Raw genomic sequence first — 3,140 nt, forward strand, 5'->3', positions numbered from 1 at the left:
GACGCTGACTGTGCGAGACGGCGACGATCCCGATCATCGGGTGCGGCCCGCGACCGCGTCGGCGAGCGTCTCGAACAACAGGACCGTGGACGCCGCCCCCGGATCGAGGTGTCCCGCGCTGCGTTCGCCCAGATAGCTCGCACGTCCCTTGCGCGCCACCAGCGGCAGCGTCGCGTCACGCCCTTCCGCGGCGGCCTCGGCGGCCGCACGCGCGGCGTCGGCGAGGTCAGCGCCCTCACCGATCCGCGCGTCCAGCGCATCCACCGCGGGCGCCATCGCGTCGAAGAGCGTCTTGTCGCCGGCCTCGGCCTTGCCCCGCGCCACGATGCCCTCCAGACCCGCACGGAGGGCCGCCGCGAGCCCGGGCGCGTCGAGCTCCGTCACGGCTCCCGCCGTCATCCCCATCCGGAGGAAGAACGTGCCGTACAGCGGGCCGCTCGCTCCGCCCACCGAGCCGACGAGCGTCATCCCCGCGGTCTTCAGCAGCTCGTCGACCGTCGCCGGCGCCGGATCCAGCTTCGCGACGACGGCCTCCATCCCGCGCGTCATGTTCGCGCCGTGGTCCGCGTCGCCGATCGCGGAGTCGAGCTCGGTGAGCCAGTCCCGCTTCGCCGTCACGGCGTCCCGGAAACGGACCAGCCAGTCGGCCAGCGCATCCATCCCGATCGTTCCCGCCATCATGCGCCCCACCGCAGGCCCGGGGTCACGACCGGCGCGTCCCACAGGCGAAGCAGCTCGTCGTCGGCCTTCAGGACCGTGAGCGAGCACCCGGCCATGTCCAGCGACGTGATGTAGTTGCCGACGAGGTTCCGGGCGATCGTCACGCCCGCCTTCTCCAGCAGCGCGGCGACCTCGCCGTACATGAGGTAGAGCTCGATCAGCGGCGACGCGCCCATGCCGTTGAGCATGACGATCGCCGGTCCGCCCGCCGCGTCCAGGTCGGCGAGGATCGGGTCCACCAGCTGGGCCGCGATCTCGCGGGCGGGCGCCAGCGGCTCCCGGTGCCGGCCGGGCTCGCCGTGGATGCCGATCCCGATCTCCATCTGGTCGTCCGGCAGATCGAACGTGGGCTTTCCCGCCGCGGGCACGGTGCAGCTCGTCAGGGCCATGCCCATCGACCGGCCCTGACCGTTCACCCGGGCCGCGAGATCGGCCACGGCCGCGAGGTCCTGCCCCTCCTCCGCGGCTGCGCCCACGATCTTCTCCAGCAGCACCGTGAGCCCGACGCCGCGCCGCCCGGCGGTGTAGAGCGAGTCCTGGACGGCGACGTCGTCGTCCACGGTGACCGAGCGCACCTCGATGCCCTCCATGGACGCCAGTTCCGCGGCCATCTCGAAGTTCAGGACGTCGCCGGTGTAGTTCTTCACGATGTGCAGCACGCCCGCGCCGCGGTCCACCGCCTTCGTCGCCGCCTGCACGCGATCGGGCGTGGGCGACGTGAAGACCTCGCCCGCCACCGCGGCGTCGAGCATTCCGCGCCCGACGTAGCCGCCGTGCAGCGGCTCGTGGCCGGAGCCTCCGCCGGAGACGACCCCGACCTTGCCCGCGTCCTTGGGCGTCGCGCGGGTGATGACATGCGTCTCGAGGTCCACCGACAGCTCGGGATGCGCGAGCGCCACCCCTCGCAGCGACTCGACGAGCACGTCCTCCGGCGCGTTGATGAGCTTCTTCATCCTGCTTCCTCCTGGCTCGGTCAGACCCGGGGGCCGGCGCCGGTGCGAAGCGGTGCGCTGCCCTCCGTCGGGCATCGGTCGAAAGCTCCACTTTCGGAAAGCTTTTCGTTAATGTCGAATATGCGGGGAGAATGACGGAATGTCAAGGGAGACCGACGGCACCGCGGAGAGGGGCGACGACGCATGATCCAGTCGATCGACCGCGCGGCAAGGATCCTCGATCTGCTGCAGGGCGCGCGCCATCTCGGCATCAGCGATCTCGCCGCCGCGCTGGACCTGCCGCCGTCCACCGTGCACGGCATCGTGAAGTCCCTCCGCGCCCACGGGCTGGTCGCGAAGGAGCGGGGCGGGCAGCGCTACATGCTCGGCCCGACCCTGCTGAAGCTCAGCAACGTCTACCTCGACAGCCTGGACGTCCGCGCCCGCGCCATGCGCTGGACCCACGACCTCGCACGGCGCACCGGGATGGCCGTGCGCCTGGGCGCGCCGCACTTCACCGAGGTCCTCGTGATCCACCACACCCTCCGTCCGGACGACAGCCAGCAGATGCTGGAGACGGGACTGGCGATCCCGGCGCACGCCTCGGCCATGGGCAAGGTCCTGCTGGCACACGACCTGGGCTTCCAGCGGGCGGTGTTCGCGGCGCCACTGCGCAGCCTCACCGGCGAGACGATCACCTCGCCCGACCGACTGCGGCGCGAGCTGCCCGGCATCGCGGAACGCGGCGCCGCCGGGGAGAACGACGAGGCGGTGCTCGGGGAGTCCTCGCTCGCCGCCCCCGTCGCCGACGCCCGCGGCGACATCGTGGCGGCCCTCGCGGTCGTCTTCCCCTCGCCGGACGCACCGGCGCCGGACGCCGTGCTGCACGCGCTGCGCGAGACGGCGAGGAACATCTCCCGCGAGCTGGGGTCGCCGACCTGGCCGCCGGGCGTCTCCCCCGCCGACGACTGAGGCGGTGCGGACGGTCCCCGGCCCGATCCCATGCCGGGCGCCGGATCCGGTGTCGCCGCCGATCGCGATGTCGGCGGCCGGTGCGACAATTCCGGTGTGATGCTCTCCGAGCTGGTCGACACCGCCGCCGAGGTCGCCGCCACGTCGTCGCGCCGGGCGAAGATCGACGCGCTCGCCCGGCTGCTCGCGGCGTCCTCTCCCGACGAGCTCGTCCCGCTCGTCGGACTCCTCCTGGCCCAGCCGCGCCAGGGACGCGTCGGCGTCGGGTGGCGCGGCATCGCGGCCGTCGACGTGACGCACGCGCCGGATCCGGTGCTGACCATCGCCGACGTGGACGCCGCGCTCGAGGAGGTCGCCGGGGCCGCGGGCGCCGGGTCGTCCCTGCGCCGCGGGGAGGCGCTGGCCGCGCTCGCCGCGAGATCGACGGCGGCGGAATGGGATTTCCTGGCCCGGGCGATCCTCGGCGAGCTGCGCACAGGCGCGCTCGCCGGCGTTCTCCTGGACGCGATCGCCGCC

The 3,140-nt window shown here is 73.1% G+C and carries 3 protein-coding genes and 1 pseudogene; 2 read left to right on the forward strand and 2 right to left on the reverse strand.

Translation table 11 applies throughout. The features are described from left to right. Positions 1-33: 33 nt before the first annotated feature. Complete coding sequence (gene dhaL / locus MR1_RS18820) at positions 34-660, reverse strand: dihydroxyacetone kinase subunit DhaL (RefSeq protein ID WP_255218204.1); 627 nt, start codon at positions 658-660, stop codon at positions 34-36. Positions 661-677: 17 nt separating this feature from the next. Further along, positions 678-1,673 (reverse strand): dihydroxyacetone kinase subunit DhaK, encoded by a 996-nt coding sequence (dhaK, locus tag MR1_RS18825; protein ID WP_067250740.1) that lies wholly within the window; start codon positions 1,671-1,673, stop codon positions 678-680. Between the two features lie 183 nt (positions 1,674-1,856). On the opposite strand from dhaK, the gene MR1_RS18830 reads away from it, so the two are divergent. Then, a complete protein-coding gene (locus MR1_RS18830; protein WP_067250743.1) occupies positions 1,857-2,624 on the forward strand; it encodes an IclR family transcriptional regulator in 768 nt (255 codons plus the stop codon). 99 nt (positions 2,625-2,723) lie between these two features. Further along, a pseudogene (locus MR1_RS18835) lies at positions 2,724-3,140 on the forward strand (ATP-dependent DNA ligase); the annotation flags it as partial.

The sequence above is a fragment of the Microbacterium resistens NBRC 103078 genome (genome assembly GCF_001552355.1).
Lineage (GTDB): Bacteria > Actinomycetota > Actinomycetes > Actinomycetales > Microbacteriaceae > Microbacterium > Microbacterium resistens.

Coding starts and splice junctions, on each gene's coding strand:
- dhaL (WP_255218204.1), bottom strand. CDS start 660: ATGGATGCGCTGGCCGACTGGCTGGTCCGTTTCCGGGACGCCGTGACG.
- dhaK (WP_067250740.1), bottom strand. CDS start 1,673: ATGAAGAAGCTCATCAACGCGCCGGAGGACGTGCTCGTCGAGTCGCTG.
- MR1_RS18830 (WP_067250743.1), top strand. CDS start 1,857: ATGATCCAGTCGATCGACCGCGCGGCAAGGATCCTCGATCTGCTGCAG.